We start from the raw sequence: 19,964 nt of genomic DNA, 5'->3' as shown, positions 1-19,964 counted from the left end.
GTCCTCAGACCCGCTTGCCGTCTTCGACGTACGGCAGGCTCTCGGCGGTCTTCTCGACTTCGTTCGCGTTCGCCTTCATCAGCGCCGTGGTGTCCCAGACGCCCTCGACGAGCGCCTTGCGCTGTGCGTCGTCGACGGTGACATCGACCGTGGTATCGCCGTAGGTCACCGTCTCCGCTTCGACGTCCACGTCGATGTCCCCGTCGGGGTTCTCGTCCACCCAGTCCTGAATGGCTTCGACCGTCTCGGTGTCGGCCGTGACGGTCGGCACGCCGAGTGCGAGGCAGTTGCCCGCGAAGATCTCCGCGAAGGACTCGCCGATGAGGGCGTCGATGCCCCAGCGCATGAGCGCCTGGGGGGCGTGCTCGCGCGAGGAGCCACAGCCGAAGTTCGAGTTGACGACCATGACGTTCGCGCCCTCGAACCTGTCCTCGTTGAACGGGTGGTCTTTCGGGTTGTCCTCGTCGTCGAAGCGCAGGTCGAAAAAGGAGAACTGCCCGAGGCCGTCGAAGGTGACGACCTTCATGAACCGTGCGGGGATGATCTGGTCAGTGTCGATGTCGTTCCCGCGGACCGGGATGCCCGTCCCGGAGACGTGTTTCACGGTTTCGGCAGGTCCGTCACCAGCGTCACTCATTGGCGACCACCTCCGTCTCCTCGACGGTGCGAACGTCGGTCACTTCGCCGTTGATGGCCGCGGCGGCGACCATCCGCGGGTTCATCAGGACGGTGCGGCCGTCCTTCGACCCCTGGCGGCCGACGAAGTTCCGGTTCGAGGAGGAGGCACACGCCTCGTCTCCTTCGAGGGTATCGTCGTTCATCGCGAGACACATCGAACAGCCGGCGTTACGCCACTCGAAGCCGGCCTCCTCGAAGACCTCCTTGAGGCCTTCTTCCTCGGCGGCGCGCTGGACGCGCTGGCTGCCGGGGACGACCAGAGCGCGCACGTCGTCGTCGACCTGCTTGCCCTTGACGATGCTCGCGGCGCGGCGCAGGTCGGGCATCCGGGCGTTCGTACAGGAACCGATGAAGGCCACGTCGATGGGGTAGCCCTCCATCGTGTCGCCGGGTTCGACGCGCATGTGCTCCTGGGCGCGCCGGGCAGTGTCCTGCTTGTCGGCGGGCAGCTCTTCGGGTTCCGGGATGGGCTCGGTGACGCCGACGCCCTGGCCCGGGGTGGTCCCCCAGGTGACGACCGGCTCCAGCTCGGAGCCGTCGATGGTGACCACGTCGTCGTACTCTGCATCGTCGTCGCTGCTGATGGACTCCCAGTACGCCTTGCGCTCCTCGAAGGCGTCGCCCTCGGGGACGCGGTCGCGGCCTTCGAGCCACTCGTAGGTGGTCTCGTCGGGGTTGACGTAGCCCGCACGGGCACCGCCCTCGATGGACATGTTACAGATGGACATCCGGCCCTCCATGTCGAGGTTCTCGATGGCCTCGCCGGCGTACTCGTACACGTAGCCGACACCGCCGTCGGTGCCGAGTCGGCGGATGATCTCGAGGATGACGTCCTTGGCCTCGACGCCCTCGGCGAGTTCGCCGGTGACCTCGATTTTGCGGACCTTCTGTTTCTCCATCGCGACCGTGCCCGTCGCGAGCACGTCGCGAATCTGGCTCGTCCCGATACCGAACGCCAGCGCGCCGAACGCGCCGTGGGTCGAGGTGTGGGAGTCGCCACAGACGATGGTCATGCCGGGCTGGGTGAGCCCCTGCTCCGGCCCGATGACGTGGACGATTCCCTGGTCGCCCGAGGTCGGGTCCGAGAAGTCGATGCCGGCCTCGCGCACGTTCTCCTCCAGTTCGGCCATCATCTCCTCGGCCGCGTCCTCCTTGTACGGGCGGGACTGGTCGGCTGTCGGGACGATGTGGTCGACGGTCGCGTGCGTGAGGTCGGGGTAGGCGACCTCCATGTCGCGCTCTCTGAGCATCCCGAACGCCTGCGGGCTGGTGACCTCGTGGATGAGGTGGAGGCCGACGAACAGCTGGTCCTGTCCGGTCGGCAGGGTCGTGACGGTGTGCTGGTCCCACACCTTGTCGTAGAGCGTGCCCTCGGACATCTTACTCCTCTGTCTCCTCGGGCACACCCTCACCGCCGCGCTCGAAGACGCGGTCGGTGCCCTCACCGTCGTCGTGCGGCGGGGTGTGGTCGACCTCTTTCATCGGCGTTCCGTCCGGCTCGGTCTCGGCCTCGACGTCCTCTCGTTCGGGGTCGCGGCCGCCGTCTGCGACGATGGTGACGCCGTGTTCGAACACCGAGCCCATGCTCTCGCCCGTGTAGGGGTTGGTGTGGCTGACGTCTCGCATCGTTCCGTTCGCGTTATTCGTGGTCATTGGAGTGGGTTCTCAGTCGTCTGCGGTCGCTGGTTCTTCGGTCTGTTCGTCTTCCTGTTCGTCTTCCTGCCACGCGAAGAGGCTGCGGAGTTCCTCCCCGACGGCCTCGATGTCGTGGTTCTCCTCGGCCTGCTTCAGCTGGGTGTAGCTCGGGCGGCCAGCCTGGTTCTCGGTAATCCACTGGCGAGCGAACTCGCCGTTCTGGACCTCTTCGAGGACCTCCTCCATCTTCTCGCGGGCGTGGTCGTCGACGATGCGGTCGCCGCGGGTCAGGCCACCGTACTCGGCCGTGTCCGAGACGGAGTGCCACATGCCGCCGAGGCCACCTTCGTACATCAGGTCGACGATGAGCTTCAGCTCGTTCAGGCACTCGAAGTACGCCATCTCCGGGCTGTAGCCCGCGTCGACTAGCGTCTCGTAGCCCTGCTTCACCAGCGAGGTGACGCCGCCACAGAGGACGGCCTGCTCGCCGAACAGGTCGGTCTCGGTCTCCTCCTGGAACGTCGTCTCGATGACGCCCGCGCGGGTGCAGCCGACGCCCTGGGCGTACGCCAGGGCCTCGGACTTCGCCTCGCCCGTCGCGTTCTGGTACACCGCGATGAGCCCGGGGACACCCTCGCCGTTCTCGTAGGTGCGGCGAACGATGTGACCCGGCGACTTCGGCGCGACCATCGTCACGTCGACGCCAGCCGGCGGTTCGATCTGGTTGTAGTGGATGTTGAAGCCGTGTGCGAACTGGAGCGTGTCGCCCTCGTCCAGCACCGGTTCGATCTCCTCGAAGACGGCGGGCTGGACGGTGTCGGGCACGAGGACCGACACGATGTCGGCCTGCTCGGCTGCCTCCTTCGGGGTGGCGACTGCCAGCCCGTCGGCTTCGGCGGCGGCGCGAGAGGACGAACTCTCGCGCAGGCCGACGACCACGTCGACCCCGCTCTCGGCGAGGTTCTGGGCGTGGGCGTGGCCCTGGCTGCCGTAACCGAGGACGGCTACGGTCTTGTTCTCGATGTACGATGCGTCGGCGTCGTCGTCGTAGTAGACTTCGGTGGTGAACTCGTCGTCTGTCATGGGTTCTTCTGTGCGGTGTCGGTGGTGCCTCGCGCCAGTGCGGCGGTGCCGGTTCGGGTTATCTCGCGGACGCCGAAGCGCTCGAACGCCTCGACGGCGGCCTCTATCTTCTGTCTGCTGCCGGTTATCTCGACGGTCACCGTCTCCCGGCAGGCGTCGACCGTCTTCGCGTCGTACATGTCGGCGACGGCGGCGACCTGGTCCGGGTGCTCGCCGTCGACCTTGATGAGCGCGAGTTCGCGGTTGATGGCGTTCTCGGGCAGTTCGTTCACCGAGATGACCGGAACCAGCTTCCGGAGCTGTTTCTCTATCTGGTCGATGCCGGGGTCGGGTTCCTCGGTGACGACCGTGATGCGAGCCTTCGAGTCGTCCTCGGTCGGCCCGACGGTCAGGCTCTCGATGTTGAACTGCCGGCGGCTGAACAGACCGGAGACGTCCGAGAGGACGCCCGGTTCGTGCTTGACCAGCACGGAGATGACCGCCCGCCGGGGCTTCTGTTCCGCTTCGACCTCGGGGTCGATGCGGATACCCTGCTTGTTGCGTCGACCCTGCGGCCGGACGCGCTCTTCGGGGGCGGGCCCTTCCAGCCCGCTCATAGGTGCCCCTCCTCCAGCGCGAACTGGCCATTGTCGCCGCCGCTCGGGACCATCGGGTAGACGTTCGCCTCGGGGTCGACGTGGAAGTCGACGACCGCTGGGCCGTCGTAGTTCAGTGCCTCCTCGACCGCGTCCGCGACCTCGTCGTAGTCTTCGACCGCGATGCCCTTCGCGCCGAACGCCTCGGCGAGCTTGTCGAACGCGGGCACCCAGGGATACTCCGAGGCCATGCGGCGGCCGCCGAAGAAGGCGTCCTGCCACTGGCGGACCATCCCGATGTGCTCGTTGTTCAGCACCGCGACGGTGATGTCGAGGTTCTCGCGGACCGCGACGGAGAGTTCCTGCATGGTCATCAGGAACGAGCCGTCACCTTCGAAGCAGACGACCTCCTGGTCGGGGGCGGCGACCTTCGCGCCGATGGCGGCGGGCAGGCCGTAGCCCATCGTCCCCAGCCCGTGGCTGGAGACCCAGGTGCGGGGCGTCCTGTACGTCCAGTACTGGGCGGCCCACATCTGGTGCTGGCCGACGCCGGTCGTGACGATGGCGTCGTCCGCGGTGGCCTCGTCGAACGCCTCGACCACGAACTCGGGTCGGAGCGGTTCGTCCTCGGGCGCGCGGTAGTCCATCGGGTACTCGGACTTCCACTGCTGGCAGGTCGCGCGCCACTTCTTCGTCTGCGGCGGTGCCTCGATGGCCTCGTCCAGCTGGTCCAGGACGGTGGCCGCGTCGCCGACGAGCGGGTAGTCCGCCTCGACGTTCTTGCTGATCTCGGCTGGGTCGATGTCGATGTGGACGACCTCCGCATCGGGCGCGAACGTCTCGATGCCGCCGGTCAGGCGGTCGTCGAACCGGCAGCCGACCGCGACGAGGCAGTCGGTCATCGTGATGGCCATGTTGGCGTAGCCGGTGCCGTGCATGCCGGCCATCTCCATCGAGAGTTCGTGGTCCTCGGGGAACGAGCCCAGCGCGGGCATCGTCGTGACGACCGGGATGTCGTAGGTCGTCGCGAATTCCCGTGCCTCCTCGCTGGCGTCGCCCTTGATGACGCCGCCGCCGAACAGCAACAGCGGCTTGTTCGCGGACTGGATGGCGTCGGCGGCCGCCTGGACCGCGTCGGGTGCGGCTTCCTCGGTCACCGTGTAGGTGTCCGGGAGCTGTGGCGGGCCGGCCGTCGCGTTCGAGTCGGCCTGCGTGATGTCCTTCGGCAGGTCGACCAGCGTCGGGCCGGGGCGTCCCTCGCGCGCCAGCGCGAAGGCCTCGGAGACGGTCGTGCCGACCGTGTCCGGGTGGCTCGCGAAGTAGTTCGTCTTCGTGATGGGTGCGGTGACGCCCGTGGTGTCGGTCTCCTGGAAGGCGTCGTTGCCGACGAACTCGGTCGGGACCTGCCCGGTCAGGGCGATCATCGGGTCCGAGTCCATCGAGGCGTCCGCGATGCCGGTCACGAGGTTGGTCGCGCCGGGGCCGGACGTGGCCATGCAGACGCCGGGTTCGCCGGCGACGATGCCGTAGGCGTCGGCCGCGTGCGAGGCGGCCTGCTCGTGCGCCATCGTGACGTGGTAGATGTCGGAGTGGTACAGCGCGTCGTAGACGGGCATGATAGCGCCGCCCTGGACGCCGAAGGCGTACTCGACGCCGGCGGTCTCCAGTGCCTCGATGACGGCCGTCGCGCCGGTCTTCGGAACGGTCGGTTCGGCGTCGGCCTCGGTGTCCGCGCCGGACGATTCACCGGTCGCTGTGTCGGTCGGAGTCGTGCTCGCGCGTTCACTCATGCGTGTGGTCCTGTCGCTGTCGCGTCGAACGCGGCTGGTGTCGGTCGGGGTCGATACGGGGTGTCGGGTGTGTGCTGGGACATTACTGACGTACGTGCTGTCGGCTGTGACTGTAGAGACGATGCGAGAACCGGGTCAGGATGAGGTGGTGTAGGGGCTAGGCGGCCCCTACGATAATCGACAGCGTCCGTACGACAGCACCGCTGCTGGCGAGGTGTGCCCCGTCTGCAGCTGGTGACTGTCTCATTACCGATTGTGTACGCCCCGCGGTTCATATAAACCTTGGTGGTGGGGCAGACCTTGCGGGGGTGGCCCATCAGGCCTTCACCTCTTCGGTCTCCTCCACGGTGGGGATACCGATTTCGCGGGCGAACTCGAACAGCGTGCTCGCGGTGACGCGTTCTTTCTCCGCGCCGCGGTCTTTGACCTTCCGGGTGACCGCACGGACCTGGGACTCGGTCGGGTCGAAGCCCGCCTCGACCAGGTGCTGGCGGACGGCATTGACGCCGGTGTGCTTGCCCAGTACCAGCTCGCGCGTGGCACCGACCATCTCCGGGGTCATGACGCCCGGTTCGAACGTGTCGGAGTTCTCGATGACGCCCGCGGCGTGGATGCCGGACTCGTGGCTGAAGGCGTTCTGGCCGACGACCGGCTTGTTCGCCGGCACCGGCATGTCCGAGCGCGCCTCGACCAGCTTGCTCAGTTCCGTAATCTTCGTCGTGTCGATGCCCGTGTCGGCCTGGTACACCGACTCGACGGCCATGACGAACTCCTCGTAGGCCGCGTTACCGGCGCGCTCGCCGATGCCGTTGACCGAGACCTGTGCCTGGTGGGCACCGGCCTCGATGCCGGACAGGGCGTTGGCGGTCGCCAGCCCGAAGTCGTCGTGCGTGTGCACGTCGATGCGAGCGGTGGTGTGTTCACCGATGGTCTGGATCATGTCGTAGAACCGTCGCGGGGTCGCGACCCCGCAGGTGTCGGGGACGTTGATCCAGTCGGTCCCGGCCTCGGTGACTGCCTCGACCATCTCGATGAGGAAGTCCTCGTCGGTCCGGGTGGCGTCCATGGGCGAGAACATGCACTCGACGCCCGCCTCTTTGACGCGGCGGACGGAGTCGATGGCTCGCTGTTTCACCTGCTCGCGGGTGGCGTGCATCGAATCCTCTATCTGCACGTCGGAGGTGCTCACGAAGACGTGAATCATCTCGACGCCGGAGTCGATGGCTGCCTCGATGTCCTTGTCGACGACGCGGGCCAGCCCGCAGGTCGTGGCATCGGTGTACGTGGCGATGTCCGAGACGGCCTCGAACTCGGCGTCGGAGTTGACGGGGAACCCTGCCTCGATGACGTGGGTGCCCATCTCGTCCAGCAGCGCCGCTATGTCCCGTTTGTCTTCGTAGGAGAAAGACGTCCGTGGGGACTGCTCGCCGTCCCGCAGTGTGGTGTCGAATACGCGTGCGGTGTCGAATTCAGTTGTGGCGTTCAGTGTGCCCTGGAAGAACTCGATCGCCCTGACTGGTGTCAGAGCGGGTGTCGTGGTGCGACATTGTACTCCAGTCGAGGCGCGAACCGATATTTAAATTTGGTGGTGTGACAGGTGCGCCGTGAGTGTCGGAACGTGGTGAACGACCATCACGAACCGTCGAATCGCAAGACTGCGGCGACTACTGTAGAATACATATTCCTTATATTCCTTGGAGGCGCTGCATCATTTTCGAGACACGACGCCTCGTCGACACGGCAGGTGTTGCCAGTGCGCGGGTGGTTCGCGGGGGTGACAGGCTCACGCGCACCTGGGCCGCGGTCCCGGTGGGCTCCCCGACTGGAGGTGGGCCGACCAGAGCCTAGCTTGCCTTTGGCCCCACTGTTATGTCGCCGGAGAGAGAATATTCACGTATGGCAGACCAGCAAGTCGTCGACCTCCTGAAGAAGGCGTACAGTGACGAGATAGAGACCGTGATGAACTACATGACGAACTCTATCGTCCTCGACGGTGTGCGTGCCGAGGAGATCAAAGAGAGCCTGGACCAGGACATCCAGGAGGAACTGACACACGCACGACAGCTTGGCAACCGGCTGAAGCAACTCGAGGAGTCCCCGCCGGGGTCGATGGATTTCCAGGCCCGCCAGGAGACACTCCAGCCTCCCGCGGACACGACCGACGTGCTCTCGGTCATCGAGGGCGTCATCGACGCGGAAGAAGACGCCATCGAGACGTATCGGTCGCTCATCAACGCGGCCAGGGAAGCCGACGACCCCGTGACCGAAGACCTCGCCGTCACCATCCTCGGCGACGAGGAGGCACACCGCACGGAGTTCCGCGGCTACCGCAAGGAGTACAAGAAGTAATACCTCGCAGACGTCGACACCCCAGAATCGGCTCCTCACGCGGCCGACTCGTTCTCTTCGCCGTCCTCGCCCGTTGCTGTCGTAGCTTCGTCCAGTTCGGTGACCGTCCGCCAGCGACCTTCCTCCGGCGGCTGCCAGACCGTGGCCGTCGCCAGCGCGAGCCAGCCGCCGAGCCACAGCACGAGCCCGACGAAATCGGCGACGATGGCCGACGCCGGGACCGCCGCTGCCTCGACCGTCTCGACAGAGAGCGCGAGGACGAGGCCGCGGAAGGCGCTGTTGGGGCTGAGCGCGAGCAGGTAGCGCAGGGTGTCGGGTCCGACGAACCCTGCCGAGAGGGCACCGACGAGGCCGAGGTCGAGTCCCACGACGAGCAGGACGACGAGGCCGACCGCGGCCGCGATGGCACTCCGGCCGGTCGTGGCGACCGTCGAGATGCCGACGACCGCCGCCAGCACCACCGCGGCGTAGAGAGTCGAGAGGAGGACGAAGCGGAGGTAGCCGGCGAACGACCCCTCGCCGCCGTGGGTGGCGATGGCCGGGTTTCCGCCGGGGCCGAACAGGGCGACCAGTACGCCCGCGAGCACGAGCGTCACGAAGACGACCGAGAGGACGGCCGTCGCCCGCCCGAGGTAGACCCCGAGGACGTACGCCCAGCGCGGGAGGGGGTAGGTCCGCAGGACGGCCAGTTCCTTCCCGGCCGCGTCGGTCTGGATGGCCCGGTAGCCGAACGCGACCGCGAGCAGGGGCACGAGGAACTCGACCGGCGTGAGCAGGTCGACGGTCAGGGGGACGTAGCCGCTGGTCCCGCTGGCCAGCGTCAGCCCCAGGACGACGACCGCGAACCCGAGCGCCGCGGCGACGTACACCGGTGTCCGAATGACCGTCGTGAGTTCGCGGTCGACCACGGTGAACAGCCGATCGCGCGCGGTCGTCATCGGGTCCCCTCCACTCCCGACCGTGCGCCTTCGGTCCCAGATCGGACCGTCAGTTCGTCGCCGACGAGGTCGCGGAACGCGGCTTCCAGCGAGTCCGTCCCCGTCTCGTCCATGACGCTCGTGGGGGTGCCCGACGCGACGATGCCGCCCCGGTCGATGACGAGCAGGCGGTCCGCGGACTCCGCGCCGACGAGGTGGTGGGTGGCGAGCAACACGGCGGTCCCACGGTCGGCGATGGCCCCGACAGTGTCGAAGATGTGCGCCCGCATCGCCGGGTCGAGCCCGCTCGCTGGTTCGTCGAGCACCAGCAGCGGCGGGTCGCCGAGTACCGCCTGCCCGAGACCGAGCAGGCGCTTCATGCCGCCGGAGAGCGCAGAGACACGTCGGTCGGCCACGCCGTCGAGACCGACCAGTTCGAGCGTCTCTCGAACGGAGACCGACGAATCCAGCAACTCGGCGTAGAACGAGAGCGTCTCCTCGACGGTGAACCCGGCCCGGAAGGTCGGCTCCTGCGGACAGAACCCGACCGGCCGGGACCCGCCCGCGACGACCGAGACCGACCCAGTGGTTGCAGGCAACAATCCGGCGACGACGTGGACGAGTGTGGACTTCCCGGAACCGTTCGGACCCACGAGTGCGGTCACGGCCCCGCGGGTGACCTCGAACGAGACCCCGTCGAAGACGGTCACGTCGCCGAACGAGACGCCCACGTCGGTGACGGTCGCGACGATATCGCCCGAAGGGTCTGTCGACGCTGTCTGTTCCGCGTCGTCCCCTTCCTGCCGGGTCTCGCTCGCGTCACTCATGCCCTGCCCTCCGTCACACGTCTGGACTGGTTCGCCACCTGCGCCAGTGCTTCGGCGACCGCGTCGGGCCTGCCCGGACTCACCCGCGGTGCCTCGTCGACGACCCCACTGGGACGCAGCCCGGGTACTGCGCCCTGCTGGGCGCGGAGGAGTTCGACGGCGGGTGACCGCGCGAGCACGTGCACGTCCGGCGAGTCCGCCGCGTACCGGTCGACCGGCCCGGTCGGATAGAACGCCCGGTCGATGACGCCGTCACCGTCGCGGTCGGTGCCCGGCGCACCTTCCCAGTAGTTCCCCGCGCCGTCGTCGGTCCAGACCCGGACCGGCCCGAGCGAGGCCAGGACGTATCGGTCGTTCGCGACCACGTCGTTGGCGACGACTGTGTTCGTCGGGATGAGTGTCGAGGCGGTGACGCCGATACCGTTGCCGACTACGACGTTCCGGGCAAAGTACGACCGGTACGAGCCCACGTCGAGGCCGCGGTCGTTCGCCACGACCGTGTTTTCGACGACGTACGACGAGCGGCCCGCCACGTCGAGCCCCGTAGTGGAGTTCGAGACGTGGTTGTACGCGACGACGTTGTCCTCGGGGACGGTCATGACGACGACGCCGATGTTGGTCTCGGTCGCGGTGTTGTTCACGACCAGCGTCTCCGAGCTGTACATCTCGTGGACGCCGAAGCGCAGGCGCTCGAAGTGGTTGTTCCGGACCACGGTGCCGTCCCCGAGGTGCATGTACACCCCGTCGCGACCGCCGACGAACGTCGAGTCCTGGACGAGTATGCGCGAGTGGACCGTGATGGTGCTCATGAAGCCCTCACGCCAGGGGCTCTCGCCGTCGACGCGGATTCGCTCGACGACGACGCCGTCGCTGTAGCGCACCGTCACGCCGTTGGTCGGCGTGTCGATGTACACGTCCGCGACGTACGACCCCCCGGCGTCGTCGAACTCGATACCCGAGGCGGCGTACCCGTAGGCGCGCAGGACCTGGGCGTCCCAGCGGTCGGTGTTCACTGAGACGTTGGGGGCAGCCTGGGCCTCGCCGATGCCGCGGATGGAGAGACCCGTGACGGCCACCCGGTGGTCGAAGACCCGGAGGACGCTCCCGTTCCCGGTGCCGACGAGCCACGTCTCGTTCACGCCCGCGCCGGCGATGGTCACCGGCTTCCGGACGGTGAGGTTCACGTCGGTGTAGGTCCCAGCAGGCACCCGGACCGTGGTGTTCGGCGGGGCCTGCGCGATGGCCGCCGCCAGGGTGGGTGCGTCCCGGCCGACGACGACCGAGACGGGGCGTTCGGTCAGTTTGCGGGCGTCCGCGGCGGCCGAATCGGCCCAGGCGTTCCGGGTCGCGATGCGTTCTTCCGCCGCGGCCATGGAGAGGGCAGGGGTGCCGAAATCACGGTCACGCACCGTCTCCCAGTCGACGACCGTTCCGCCGAACTCGGCCGCGAATGCGGCAGCGTCGTCGCGTCCCGAGAACGGAAGGGTCGCGTCGCCACCGGGTCGCTTCGCTGCCGACCTGACCACGAAGGACGCGTCCTCGACCGCGACCCAGCGCGTCACGCCCCCCGCGAGTTGCAGGTAGCCCTCGTCGGTCAGCGTTAGCTCGGCCGGGGAGTAATCCGTCACGTAGATGCTAAGTGGCGTCCCGAACTGTCGCTCGTGGCCGTCTCGGGCGAGTTCGGTCACGAGTGACTCGATGCCCTCGTGGCCGACCACGTAGCGATAGCGCGAGTAGAACACCTCGGCCCGCGGAACCGACAGGCCGCGGTCGCGGGCGGTCCGGAGTTCGGCCTGGGTCATGTCCGTCATCACGATGGTGTCGCCGAAGTCGACGACTCGATTGGCCTCGTCCGGCGATACGTCCACGGCGAAGACGCTGCTACTCACCAGCAACACCCCGAACAGCGCCACGAGGACGTATCGTGAGTCCATGGCTCACTTGCCGACCAGGGCGGGCGAGATGTCACCGAACTCGACCACGGACCCGCCGTACTCCGCGGCGAAGCTGTCGGCGTCGTCTCGGTCCGAGAACGGCACGAAATCGGGTCCCATCGCACCGTGCACGTCGCTGTCGACGACGTAGTACACGTCCCGGGCCGGGCCGAACGACTCGGGGTCGGTGTGTGAGCTGATGTACGGCGTTCCCTCGGACTCGGAGACGGTGTACTCGACCGACGAGTAGTCCGTCACGTAGGTCGCCGCTGGCTCCCAGTCGAGTTCGGTCTTCTCGAAGCGGTGTGGGAACAGGCACTGCTTCAGGGAATCGAACCGGAAGGGCTCGTCGTGGTCCGCCGGCGTGTGGTCTTTCCAGAACACCTGCCCGTTGGGGCCGGGGTGCTTCGAGATGACCATGCCACAGACGTCGCAGGCGTCCTGGTTTGCGATGGCGACCGCGGTGGGCGTCGACCCGCCCCCGTCGAGGCTTCCGAGGCAGCCAGCCAGTCCGGTCACGGCGACGGCCGCCCCAGAGGCGAGGACGGCGCGGCGCGTCGGGCCAGAGCGCGTCGAACTCTCGCTCGTCGACTCGTGGTGGTGGTGGCTGCAGCACTGTTCGTGGGATGTGAGACGGGAATCGACGTGGTGTCGGTGGGGTTTACGCATGTGGGGACACTTCCGAGCGGACTCGCTCACTAGAATGTTGTGCGCCAAGCACAATATTACTGTGCCTCGTTCCCAGTTGGTGGGTATCGGCGGAAGGGAGATGGACACAGCCCCAGAGGCGAGGATTTTTCTCGGGCCCCACCGAGTAGACGGTCATGGGCGACTTCGACCTGGATTTGCGGGCCGTCGAGGACCACCTCGACGACGACGAGGACGGTGACCTCGTCGGTGGCGTCGAACTGGGTGTGCTCGACGGAACGACGCCACCGGAAGAGTGGATAGACACGGTCATGAGCGGCCGAATCCTCGTGTTACACATCGAAGGCGACGTGAACGAACTCGCCGCGGGGTTCGCGCGCGACGTGAAGAAATCTGGCGGCGAACTCGTCCACTTCCGCGGGTTCCTCATCGTCTCGCCGCCGGGCATCGAGATAGACACCGGCCGGCTCTAGACGACTGCCAGTTCTCGTACCAGGAGGACTCCTTCTGTTCGTCCCGCCGAACGCGGGCGAGTGAACACGCGAACCTTCGTCGACCCGGACGAGATAGTGAGCCGCCGCCACTCGCCGCCCAGGGCTGCTCGACAGTTGGGAGCCAGTCGCTCCCACGTGGGCCCCTCGAAACAGTCCGCGAGCGCCACGCCGGCCCCGATGCCGACCGTACTCGGCGCGTCACCGGCGTGCTCCAGTACCTGCAGGTCCGAATCGAAGGCCACCGAACCGAGGCGACGCCAGCACTCGAGCAGTGAGAGGTCGCGGACGGTCGCCTCCAGCAGGTGGTCGAGGCGGCGAGCGCGCTGCCGCGCGTTCCGTGCCGCGGCGGCCTCGACGGCACGGTTCGCGAGGAGCGTCAACGAGCAGCCCGCGGTGTCCCTTCGAAGGACGTCGACGGCACCGGCGTCCAGAGCCTCTTCGACCAGTGGTGCTGTCACGTCGGGCGTGAACAGGAGGACCGGCACGTCCGGCCGGGTCCGTCCGAGTCGTCGCACGAACGCGACACCGTCAAGCCGCGGTGGGTGGTGGCCACAGACGACGCAGTCGACGGGTTCGCGGTCGAGCCAGTCGAGCGCCTTCGTCGTGTCCGACAGCCCCGTGGCACGGACCGACTGGTGCCGACGTTCCAGGAGCTGGACGGCGAGATCGACGTACGTCGGGTCCTCGTCGACGTACAGCACGTCGACGGTCGACTCCGGACCAGGGTGTGTTCGCCCGTCGATGCTGACGTCCATCGGCGTCTTCGTATCGGTCATCGTCCCTCCTCGATGATGCGCTCCAGGCGCTGCTGGTTCGCGGTCGCGACGTCGGGAGAGACTGGGACGTACCCGACTTCGGTGGCCACGTCTCTGGAGACCCGCAGGTAGAACCGACAGAACTCTCGAACCGCGTCGTCGGTGAGGGCGGTACGGTCCACGTACACGAACAGCGGACGCGACAGTGGCGTGTACGTCTCCGCTTCGACGCTCTCGGACGACGGGACGATACACCCCGAGCCGTCGTCGACCGAGAGGGCCCGAATGTCTCCCTGGTTTCGGTGGTAGTACGCCATCCCGAAGTAGCCCATCGCGTAGGGTGAACCCTGTACGTTCGAGACGATGGTGGCGTCCTGTTCCGTTCCCTCGTAATCAGTCCGGTGCGCGTCCTCTTCGCCCATAATGGCCTCGGTGAAGTAATCGAAGGTTCCCGAAGCGGGCGTCGGGCCGTACAGTTCGAACGGTTCCGCCGGCCAGCCCTCCCGGACCTCGTTCCAGTCGTCTGCACCGTCTGGGCCCCAGATTTGTGCCAGTTCGTCGACCGTGACGCAGTCGACCCAGTCTGCCTCGGGGTTGACCACGACCGTCAGGGCGTCGCTCGCGACCGGGAACCTGACGGGGTCGACGCCGTTCTCCGTGCACAGCTCGAGTTCGGTGTCTTTGATTCGCCTGCTCGCGTCGTTGATGTGGGTTCGCCCGTCACAGAAGAAGTCCGCGAACCCGCCGCCGGTGCCCGTCGAACTCACCGATACCGACACCGACTCGTGGCGGGCGCCGAATCGGTCGGCGACAGCGAGCGTCATCGGGTACACCGTACTGCTCCCTGCGACGCGGATGGTCCCGGATAGGCCGGCGGTGGTCGTTGGTGTCTGGGTCGCCCGACCGGACCGACCCACACACCCGGTCAGGGTTCCTGCGGCCGCTGCCCCGAACGCGCGGAGCACTGACCGCCGGTTCGAACGCCGAGATCCCCGGGGATCGTGTCGGCTCATCTACTGGATGCATCCGTTCGCGCCGACAAGGCCATTGCTATGAGCCGTCGGTTCGGGTACGGACCGGACTGTGCAGAGGTGGCGTCTCTTACAGCTATATAGGGCTACAGAAATTCGAGGCGTGCAGTGGAAAAATTAGGGCACTCACTCCCTTCGCCTAACAGCTTCTGGAGAGATATGGCAAGAGAGGTTCTGTAGCCCTGATTCAATGCAGCCGCCGACGGACTATTGCGTCGTACAGAGTGCTCTATACCCGTTGTTAGGAACTTACATGTGCGTGTGGAAGAACGAACAGGTAGATGGGTAGGATGGGGTGGAAACTCGTTCCGGCGTGGATTCGCCGAAGCTACGCTGCGAAGCTCGTCCTCGGGCTGGCGCTCGTCGTGGCCGTCGTCTGCCTCATCGGGGGCTATATATATCTCCACACGGGCACGGAGCTGACCCGGGACACACAGCGAGACCTGGTGACGACCGCCGATATCGAGGCCGAGAACGTCGACGAATGGTTCGACCGGATGCACGTCACGATGCTCTCGCTCTCGGACGCGGCCGCCCTCCAGAGCGACGACCAGACGCAGGTCGCGGTGCACCTCTGGGACGTGGTCGACCGTGACGACGATATCGAGGCCGCGTACTACGTAGACACCCGAAACGACCGGGTTATCATGGCGACAGGCAACGCAGAGATACTCTCGGTCGAGGGAGCACTCACGGCCGGCGGGCAGCGAGACCTGACGACTATCGCCGGGGCCGCCGGCGACGGCGTCACCGTGACTGACGCGTTCCGACCGCACCCCGAGACGGCACCGGTGATGGTCTTCGCGACGAAGGTGACCGACCGTCCCGACCGCGCCATCGTGGCTGTCGTCAACCTCGAGTCGCTCTCCCGGGCGAAGCTCCACCACGAGACCGCCGCCCAGATCGTCATCCGGGACGCCGACGGGACCATCGTCCTCGCCGACCAGACTGACCGCATCCTGACACGTGACCCGCTCGCGAACGCGACCGACGAGCGGGGGTTCTCCCACGCCCGCGAAGACGGGACGCGGATGGCCGTCGGGGTGGCCCCCGTCGAGTCACACGAGTGGACCGTCACGGCCCGCGAACCGACCGCCCAGGCCTACGCGTTGCAGTCCGACATCTCCAGACAGATACTCTGGTTGCTCGTGGTCGTCGTCGGCGGCGCGGTCGGTATCTTCCTCACGCTCGGCCGGAGCAACGTCGCCGCCGTCAGGACGCTCTCGACGAAGGCCAGGGAGTTGCAGACCGGTCACCTCGACGTGGACGTTTCGTCCGAGCGTGAGGACGAGTTCGGGACGCTCTACGAGGCCTTCGACACGATGCGACGTTCGCTCAAGCGCCAGATAGAGCAGGCCCAGACGGCGCGAGACGAAGCGAGGGACGCCCGTGACGAAGCCAGAGCGGCCAGAGCCGAATCCGAACGACTCCGAGACCATCTGGAGACGAAGGCGGGCGAGTACGGGGAGGCGATGGCCGCCTGCGCCGACGGCGACCTGGACAGGCGACTGGACCCGTCCTCGGAGTCGGCCGCGATGACCGCCGTCGCGACCGCCTTCAACGACATGATGGACGACGTCCAGCGACAGAACGAACAGCTTGAGTCGGTCGCGCGCATCCTCAGCCACGACCTCCGGAACCCGCTCAACGTCGCCAACGGACACGCCGGGTTGCTGGCAGAGCAGTACGACGCGGAGTCGGCGTCGGTGGTCGTCGAGGAACTCTGTCGGATGGAGGCCATCGTCGAAGACGCGCTGTTGCTCGCCCGGGGACAGGTCGACGACAGCAGACCAGTCTCGCTCGGGACCTGTGCTGCCGAAGCCTGGTCCCACGTCGAGACAGGAGAGGCGACGCTGGACGTAATCGACTCGCCGACGCTCCTCGCCGACGAAACCATGCTGATACAGGCACTGGAGAACCTGTTCCGGAATTCGGTCGAACACGCCGGGGAGTGCGCGACGGTGTGTGTCGGCTCGACCGCGAACGGGTTCTACGTCGCCGACGACGGGCCGGGGATTCCGGCTGCCGAGCGTGATGCCGTGTTCGAGGTGGGCTACACGAGCAACCGAGACGGCGGTGGGTCGGGGTTCGGCCTCGCCATCGTTCGTCGTATCGCGAACGCCCACGGCTGGGAGGTCAGCCTCGCGACCCGGAATGTCGGGCCGGTATGCGACCCGCCGAGGTCCATCGACGACTGTGGTGCCTGTTTCTGTTTCTCCGATGTCGGTTCAGTCGTGCCCACTGGTGAGATGTGTGTCCGGGAGACGGGGAACTGAGTGAAGCGACGAGACGGCGAGCGACTACTCAGCCCCCACCGTCCGACCCGGTGACCGTCAGGGAGTGCCCGTCGGGGTCGAGCACGCGGACGCTCCCGTCGTCGAGTCGCTGGACCGTCCGGGCCGTATCGCCGACCGCGTCGACCACGGCGTCCGGGTCGCCGGCGAACCCGAGGTCGACGTGCAGGCCACCGCGGGCGTCCGCCAGACCGAGGTGTGGCTCCCACAGTTCGAGTGCCATCGGGCCCTGCAGTCGAACCCGGTTCCGGTTCTCGCCGCGGTCGACCACCTCGAACCCCATGCTGCGGTAGAACGACTCCGCGCGGTCGAGGTCGGCCACCTCGAGGACGACCTCGAATATCCCGTCGATGCCCGGGCCGGACACGTTCGTCTGGCCCAACTCGACACAGTTCCCGTCCGGGTCGTACAGGTAGAGCGACCGCGACTCCCCGAAGACGTGCTCGTCGAGGTCGTAGTCGGCGTCCAGCCGGTCCCACCAGTCATCGTACTCCTCGGCCGGTATCGAGAAGGCGTAGTGGGTGTGGACGCCCCCACGAGGGACCGACGAGGGTCGTCGCACCACCAGGTCCGTCTCGCCGGCCCCGAACGCGACTTCCGTCTCGCTTCGCCATCGCTCCGTCATGTCGAGGGTCTCGCCGTAGAAATCGACGGCCGGCTCGAGGTACTTCACCTCGAGCGCCAGCCAGCGCAGGGTCGAGAGCATACTGCTCGTTCGTGCGCTGGTCGCTTAAACGTGGGTCGCGGGTGGGCACGGCGACCGACGTCGTGGGTGCAGAAACGTCGCGGAAGCCCGTGTTGTGTGCCTATTCCCCGGCGAAGCTCGGCTGGGTGGCGCCGTCACCGGCGACCTGCGGGGTGTAGATCCGGTAGATCCCCCAGAAGAGGAGGACCACCAGCCCCGCGATGACCAGGCCCGTCCGCAGGACCGGGTCGACCGCCGGCGTGGCGACGACCTCGCCCGCGTCGTTCGTCACGGGGGCGGCCCCGTACGGTTCGCCGGCGAGTATCTCCACGATGCCGAGTCCGACGATGCCGATGAGTCCCAGCGCCCCGCTGAGACCGAGCAGTGCTTTGTCGATGACGTCGTAGTTGTTCTGCATTGGTGGTCACCTCCTTAGCCGAGTAGGTACTTGAGCTTCGGCCGCTGTTCGACGAACCGGGTCTTCTCGATGATGGCGTCGAGCCCGAAGTAGCGCCCGGTCGCGAGCACGATCATGGTCACGAACAGGAACAGACCCATGAGGTCGCTGTTCACGAGTCCGTGACCGAAGCCGGCGTTCCCGACCCAGAACAGGGTCATGAACACGACCCCGAAGAACGAGGCCAGGCGGACCAGCGCCCCGACCATGAGACCCAGACCGATGAGGGTCTCACCGAGTGGGACCGCCGCCTTCAGCAGCCACCCGAGGTTGTTCCCCATCCAGACCGGGATGGGGCCGAGGGCGGTCCCCGTCATGCCCTGCAGGTACGCCGGCGCGTACCCGAAGTTCAGCCCGCTCTCGATGATCTTCGTGATGCCTGCGTGGAAGAACCACCAGCCGGTGGCGACCCGCAGGAAGGCGAGCCAGTACGCCGCGACTGGCCCTGCCAGTTCGAACTCGAACTCGTCCGCCAGGGGATTGGCTTTCTGGTAGGACATCTCCATTCCTCACCTCACATGTGTATCTGGGACGCACGACCCCGTATAGGTGGGAGGGCGTTCCCAGCGACTGGAAAAAGCAAGCGGGCGACGGGAGCGCGTTCCCAGTGAGTGAAAAACTCCGGGGCGGCGACCCGGTGGAGGGAGTTGCGTCAGCGGAGTGCGGTGGAGGGAGGGCGTCAGCGGAGTGCGGTGGAGGGAGTTGCGTCAGCGGAGTGCGGTGGAGGGAGGGCGTCAGCGGAGACGCGAAAGGTAGGGTTACAGCGCCTCACCGACGAGCTGGACCACGAGCACCGGGAGCCCGACTGCAAGCCCGAGGAGGACCGTCCAGGCGAGCAGTGCGAGCAGGACGGCGACGCCGGGGAACTGCGCCGCGGCGCTGGCCGTCACGGCCACGAGGGCGAACGCGGCCAGCACGAGTGCGAGGACGCGGAGCCCGCCGCGCAGCAGGTCGACGGTGTGGTTCTTCCGGGCGGTTCTCTTGGTGGCGACAGTGGCGTTCATCGACAGTTGGTAGTAGAACACCGGAGGATAAATAGGTAATCTGAATTACATTTCTGTAAATAGTCGTACTGAAATTCGCTTCTGTAACTCGAAGGGGCCGACGCCTCAGGCGAGCCTGGGTTCGGCGTCGGCGTCGGCCTCGCCCCGGGCGAGCAGGTAGCCCCCGAAGACCATGAGCCACACCATGGGCGGGTAGACGATCATGCGTTCGGTCCCACCGTGGCCGATGGGGCCGAACAGGGCGGTGTTCCCGCCGTCACCGAACGCCATGAGGACCAGGAAGACCAGTCCGAGGAGTCCGGCGAGGGCGGAGATGACCTTCATGGGACCGTCCAGGACGGTCGCACTCCCGATGGCCTCGGCGTTGAACGCGAGGAACGCGACGAGCGCGAACAGGCCGTGCAGGCCGGTCGGACTGTCGAGCGGGAAGACGCCGGTCCCGATGGCACCGATGCCCGCCAGCACGAAGATGGCGAGGAGCCACCGCTTGCCGTGGACGCGGTAGAAGTACACGCCGCCGATGATGTTGAGCGCACCCACGAGACCGAGCGAGGCGTTGAACAGCAACGCGGTCTCGGACATGACCCCGAGGTCACTGATAGCGGAGGGGTTCAGCGCATAGTCCGGTGCCATGGCTGCGGCCAACATGATGGCGGTAATGAACTCTGCAGCCAGGACGAAGAAGGCCAGGCCGGCGATACGCTCGGCGCTGGACCTCGTCGTCTCGGCGGGGCGAATGACCGTGGTGAGCGAGGAGACTCTGGACATTGTGTTTCACCAAGATATGATACGTCTCGGAGTGGTGATA

21 protein-coding genes are annotated in these 19,964 nt (G+C 66.8%); 3 read left to right on the top strand and 18 right to left on the bottom strand.

Annotated elements, in window-relative coordinates; translation table 11 throughout:
* Positions 1-4: 4 nt before the first annotated feature.
* From leuD to ACSC1R_RS15945, 7 genes are all read right to left on the bottom strand, one after another.
* Positions 5-637 (bottom strand): 3-isopropylmalate dehydratase small subunit, encoded by a 633-nt coding sequence (gene leuD / locus ACSC1R_RS15975; protein ID WP_439026717.1) that lies wholly within the window; start codon positions 635-637, stop codon positions 5-7.
* On the bottom strand, positions 630-2,057 hold the full coding sequence (gene leuC, locus ACSC1R_RS15970; protein WP_439026716.1) for a 3-isopropylmalate dehydratase large subunit: 1,428 nt from the start codon (positions 2,055-2,057) through the stop codon (positions 630-632). Before leuC ends, leuD begins: the two co-directional genes overlap by 8 nt.
* Position 2,058: 1 nt before the next feature.
* Positions 2,059-2,331, bottom strand: coding sequence for a hypothetical protein (locus ACSC1R_RS15965; protein WP_439026715.1), 273 nt, complete (start codon positions 2,329-2,331; stop codon positions 2,059-2,061).
* 12 nt (positions 2,332-2,343) lie between these two features.
* A complete protein-coding gene (gene ilvC, locus ACSC1R_RS15960) occupies positions 2,344-3,396 on the bottom strand; it encodes a ketol-acid reductoisomerase (protein ID WP_439026714.1) in 1,053 nt (350 codons plus the stop codon).
* Complete coding sequence (gene ilvN / locus ACSC1R_RS15955; RefSeq protein WP_439026713.1) at positions 3,393-3,992, bottom strand: acetolactate synthase small subunit; 600 nt, start codon at positions 3,990-3,992, stop codon at positions 3,393-3,395. Before ilvN ends, ilvC begins: the two co-directional genes overlap by 4 nt.
* Complete coding sequence (gene ilvB, locus ACSC1R_RS15950) at positions 3,989-5,761, bottom strand: biosynthetic-type acetolactate synthase large subunit (RefSeq protein WP_439026712.1); 1,773 nt, start codon at positions 5,759-5,761, stop codon at positions 3,989-3,991. The genes ilvN and ilvB overlap by 4 nt, the downstream gene beginning before the upstream one ends.
* 316 nt (positions 5,762-6,077) lie before the next feature.
* A complete protein-coding gene (locus ACSC1R_RS15945; protein WP_439028734.1) occupies positions 6,078-7,337 on the bottom strand; it encodes a LeuA family protein in 1,260 nt (419 codons plus the stop codon).
* 320 nt (positions 7,338-7,657) lie between these two features.
* Between ACSC1R_RS15945 and ACSC1R_RS15940 the strand changes: the two genes are divergently transcribed.
* Positions 7,658-8,110 carry a ferritin-like domain-containing protein gene (locus ACSC1R_RS15940; RefSeq protein WP_439026711.1) on the top strand — a complete coding sequence of 151 codons (453 nt, stop codon included), beginning with the start codon at positions 7,658-7,660 and terminating at the stop codon, positions 8,108-8,110.
* A gap of 35 nt (positions 8,111-8,145) precedes the next feature.
* On the opposite strand, the gene ACSC1R_RS15935 is transcribed toward ACSC1R_RS15940, so the two are convergent.
* From ACSC1R_RS15935 to ACSC1R_RS15920, 4 genes are read right to left on the bottom strand one after another with little or no spacing between them, the layout of a single operon-like run.
* Positions 8,146-9,048, bottom strand: a complete 903-nt coding sequence (locus tag ACSC1R_RS15935) for an ABC transporter permease (RefSeq protein ID WP_439026710.1) — start codon at positions 9,046-9,048, stop codon at positions 8,146-8,148.
* Positions 9,045-9,854, bottom strand: coding sequence for an ABC transporter ATP-binding protein (locus tag ACSC1R_RS15930; RefSeq protein ID WP_439026709.1), 810 nt, complete (start codon positions 9,852-9,854; stop codon positions 9,045-9,047). The genes ACSC1R_RS15935 and ACSC1R_RS15930 overlap by 4 nt, the downstream gene beginning before the upstream one ends.
* Complete coding sequence (locus ACSC1R_RS15925) at positions 9,851-11,788, bottom strand: NosD domain-containing protein (RefSeq protein WP_439026708.1); 1,938 nt, start codon at positions 11,786-11,788, stop codon at positions 9,851-9,853. The genes ACSC1R_RS15930 and ACSC1R_RS15925 overlap by 4 nt, the downstream gene beginning before the upstream one ends.
* 3 nt (positions 11,789-11,791) lie before the next feature.
* Complete coding sequence (locus ACSC1R_RS15920) at positions 11,792-12,457, bottom strand: nitrous oxide reductase accessory protein NosL (RefSeq protein ID WP_439026707.1); 666 nt, start codon at positions 12,455-12,457, stop codon at positions 11,792-11,794.
* Positions 12,458-12,612: 155 nt separating this feature from the next.
* Between ACSC1R_RS15920 and ACSC1R_RS15915 the strand changes: the two genes are divergently transcribed.
* Positions 12,613-12,909, top strand: coding sequence for a DUF5779 family protein (locus ACSC1R_RS15915; RefSeq protein WP_439026706.1), 297 nt, complete (start codon positions 12,613-12,615; stop codon positions 12,907-12,909).
* Here ACSC1R_RS15915 and ACSC1R_RS15910 read toward each other — a convergent pair.
* Both ACSC1R_RS15910 and ACSC1R_RS15905 read right to left on the bottom strand, forming a co-directional pair.
* Entirely contained in the window at positions 12,906-13,706 is an 801-nt protein-coding gene (locus ACSC1R_RS15910) for a response regulator (protein ID WP_439026705.1), read from the bottom strand. The two genes, ACSC1R_RS15915 and ACSC1R_RS15910, sit on opposite strands and share 4 nt — an antisense overlap.
* The gene (locus ACSC1R_RS15905) at positions 13,703-14,698 is read right to left on the bottom strand and encodes a PstS family phosphate ABC transporter substrate-binding protein (RefSeq protein WP_439026704.1); all 996 of its coding nucleotides are present in this window, start codon (positions 14,696-14,698) and stop codon (positions 13,703-13,705) included. The genes ACSC1R_RS15910 and ACSC1R_RS15905 overlap by 4 nt, the downstream gene beginning before the upstream one ends.
* Before the next feature lie 299 nt (positions 14,699-14,997).
* Here ACSC1R_RS15905 and ACSC1R_RS15900 point away from each other — a divergent pair, with 299 nt between their 5' ends.
* Entirely contained in the window at positions 14,998-16,992 is a 1,995-nt protein-coding gene (locus tag ACSC1R_RS15900) for an ATP-binding protein (RefSeq protein WP_439026703.1), read from the top strand.
* A 28-nt stretch (positions 16,993-17,020) separates the two neighbouring features.
* On the opposite strand, the gene ACSC1R_RS15895 is transcribed toward ACSC1R_RS15900, so the two are convergent.
* From ACSC1R_RS15895 to ACSC1R_RS15875, 5 genes are all read right to left on the bottom strand, one after another.
* On the bottom strand, positions 17,021-17,716 hold the full coding sequence (locus ACSC1R_RS15895; protein WP_439026702.1) for a VOC family protein: 696 nt from the start codon (positions 17,714-17,716) through the stop codon (positions 17,021-17,023).
* 100 nt (positions 17,717-17,816) lie between these two features.
* Positions 17,817-18,113: a hypothetical protein gene (locus ACSC1R_RS15890; RefSeq protein ID WP_439026701.1), complete on the bottom strand. Its 297-nt coding sequence runs from the start codon at positions 18,111-18,113 to the stop codon at positions 17,817-17,819.
* Between the two features lie 14 nt (positions 18,114-18,127).
* Complete coding sequence (locus tag ACSC1R_RS15885; protein WP_439026700.1) at positions 18,128-18,652, bottom strand: DoxX family membrane protein; 525 nt, start codon at positions 18,650-18,652, stop codon at positions 18,128-18,130.
* Between the two features lie 258 nt (positions 18,653-18,910).
* Entirely contained in the window at positions 18,911-19,156 is a 246-nt protein-coding gene (locus tag ACSC1R_RS15880) for a hypothetical protein (RefSeq protein ID WP_439026699.1), read from the bottom strand.
* Between the two features lie 105 nt (positions 19,157-19,261).
* Positions 19,262-19,924, bottom strand: coding sequence for a DUF998 domain-containing protein (locus tag ACSC1R_RS15875; RefSeq protein ID WP_439026698.1), 663 nt, complete (start codon positions 19,922-19,924; stop codon positions 19,262-19,264).
* Positions 19,925-19,964 lie beyond the last annotated feature (40 nt).

Origin of the sequence: Haloarchaeobius ordinarius, assembly GCF_051801355.1 — an archaeon.
Classification (GTDB): Archaea; Halobacteriota; Halobacteria; order Halobacteriales; family Natrialbaceae; genus Haloarchaeobius.
Note: the sequence above shows the minus strand (reverse complement) of the source record. Positions and strands in the feature narration are given on the sequence as shown.

What these genes read in the sequence shown, in the direction of transcription:
- ACSC1R_RS15930 (WP_439026709.1), bottom strand. Translation starts at nt 9,854, where the DNA reads ATGAGTGACGCGAGCGAGACCCGGCAGGAAGGGGACGACGCGGAACAG.
- ACSC1R_RS15885 (WP_439026700.1), bottom strand. Translation starts at nt 18,652, where the DNA reads ATGTCCTACCAGAAAGCCAATCCCCTGGCGGACGAGTTCGAGTTCGAA.
- ACSC1R_RS15910 (WP_439026705.1), bottom strand. Translation starts at nt 13,706, where the DNA reads ATGACCGATACGAAGACGCCGATGGACGTCAGCATCGACGGGCGAACA.
- ilvB (WP_439026712.1), bottom strand. Translation starts at nt 5,761, where the DNA reads ATGAGTGAACGCGCGAGCACGACTCCGACCGACACAGCGACCGGTGAA.
- ACSC1R_RS15920 (WP_439026707.1), bottom strand. Translation starts at nt 12,457, where the DNA reads ATGCGTAAACCCCACCGACACCACGTCGATTCCCGTCTCACATCCCAC.
- ACSC1R_RS15895 (WP_439026702.1), bottom strand. Translation starts at nt 17,716, where the DNA reads ATGCTCTCGACCCTGCGCTGGCTGGCGCTCGAGGTGAAGTACCTCGAG.
- ACSC1R_RS15900 (WP_439026703.1), top strand. Translation starts at nt 14,998, where the DNA reads ATGGGTAGGATGGGGTGGAAACTCGTTCCGGCGTGGATTCGCCGAAGC.
- ACSC1R_RS15935 (WP_439026710.1), bottom strand. Translation starts at nt 9,048, where the DNA reads ATGACGACCGCGCGCGATCGGCTGTTCACCGTGGTCGACCGCGAACTC.
- ACSC1R_RS15915 (WP_439026706.1), top strand. Translation starts at nt 12,613, where the DNA reads ATGGGCGACTTCGACCTGGATTTGCGGGCCGTCGAGGACCACCTCGAC.
- ACSC1R_RS15875 (WP_439026698.1), bottom strand. Translation starts at nt 19,924, where the DNA reads ATGTCCAGAGTCTCCTCGCTCACCACGGTCATTCGCCCCGCCGAGACG.
- ACSC1R_RS15880 (WP_439026699.1), bottom strand. Translation starts at nt 19,156, where the DNA reads ATGAACGCCACTGTCGCCACCAAGAGAACCGCCCGGAAGAACCACACC.
- ilvN (WP_439026713.1), bottom strand. Translation starts at nt 3,992, where the DNA reads ATGAGCGGGCTGGAAGGGCCCGCCCCCGAAGAGCGCGTCCGGCCGCAG.
- ACSC1R_RS15965 (WP_439026715.1), bottom strand. Translation starts at nt 2,331, where the DNA reads ATGACCACGAATAACGCGAACGGAACGATGCGAGACGTCAGCCACACC.
- leuC (WP_439026716.1), bottom strand. Translation starts at nt 2,057, where the DNA reads ATGTCCGAGGGCACGCTCTACGACAAGGTGTGGGACCAGCACACCGTC.
- ilvC (WP_439026714.1), bottom strand. Translation starts at nt 3,396, where the DNA reads ATGACAGACGACGAGTTCACCACCGAAGTCTACTACGACGACGACGCC.
- ACSC1R_RS15925 (WP_439026708.1), bottom strand. Translation starts at nt 11,788, where the DNA reads ATGGACTCACGATACGTCCTCGTGGCGCTGTTCGGGGTGTTGCTGGTG.
- ACSC1R_RS15890 (WP_439026701.1), bottom strand. Translation starts at nt 18,113, where the DNA reads ATGCAGAACAACTACGACGTCATCGACAAAGCACTGCTCGGTCTCAGC.
- ACSC1R_RS15940 (WP_439026711.1), top strand. Translation starts at nt 7,658, where the DNA reads ATGGCAGACCAGCAAGTCGTCGACCTCCTGAAGAAGGCGTACAGTGAC.
- ACSC1R_RS15905 (WP_439026704.1), bottom strand. Translation starts at nt 14,698, where the DNA reads ATGAGCCGACACGATCCCCGGGGATCTCGGCGTTCGAACCGGCGGTCA.
- leuD (WP_439026717.1), bottom strand. Translation starts at nt 637, where the DNA reads ATGAGTGACGCTGGTGACGGACCTGCCGAAACCGTGAAACACGTCTCC.